This is a genomic window from Protofrankia sp. Cj3 (assembly GCF_917627355.1).
Lineage (GTDB): Bacteria > Actinomycetota > Actinomycetes > Frankiales > Frankiaceae > Protofrankia.
The window spans coordinates 1-687 of sequence record NZ_CAKJTR010000334.1; the positions used below are offsets into that span (position 1 = coordinate 1).

General features: G+C 69.4%; 1 protein-coding gene. It reads left to right on the forward strand.

The window, feature by feature from the left end; translation table 11 throughout:
• A partial coding sequence (locus MJ783_RS23270; protein WP_239314034.1) for a lantibiotic dehydratase occupies positions 1-687 on the forward strand: 687 nt, incomplete at both ends.

The window sequence follows — 687 nt, forward strand, 5'->3', positions numbered from 1 at the left end:
GATCGCGAGTCCGACACTCGCGGCACGGGTGCAGGATGTGTGCCAAGGGCGTCGGCCGTCGGCGCGGCAGGTTCGCCGGCTGGGGTTGGCGGTGGCCCGCTACCTGGTGCGGATGAGCCGGCGGGCGACGCCTTTCGGGTTGTTCGCCGGTGTGGCCTCGGTGCGTTTCGGCGCCGAGCCGGGGCTGTTGTGGACTGGTAATGATCGTCCCTACCCGCGGGCGGACTCGGTGTGGCTGGCCGCGGTCGTCGCCTGGCTGGAGTCCATGAGCCGGGTGCGCGCGTCGTTGACCGTGGTCGCCAACGACCTGGCCGTGGTGCGCGGTGAGCGGCTTGTGGTGCCATGGCGCCCGCATGCACACCCGCCGACGGACGCCTTCCTTCCCGCCGAAGTGTCGGTCCGTCATGGCCGAGCTGTTCAGGTTGCCGTGGCGTCCGCGGCGACACCCGCAGCCTTTGTCAATCTTGTCGATTTGGTGTCGACCACGCTTGGTCTTGCTCGGCCGGGCGTCGAGGGCATGGTTGCCCAGCTGCTGGTGTGCGGGGTGCTCGTGAGTAGCCTGCGACCGCCTGCAACGTGCACGGACGGCCTTGCCCACCTTCTCGATGCGCTGGAGGGCATTGGGGAGTCGTGCCTACCGGCCGCCTCCAACCAGCACGACCACAGCCCCGGTGATCCCCTGATAGG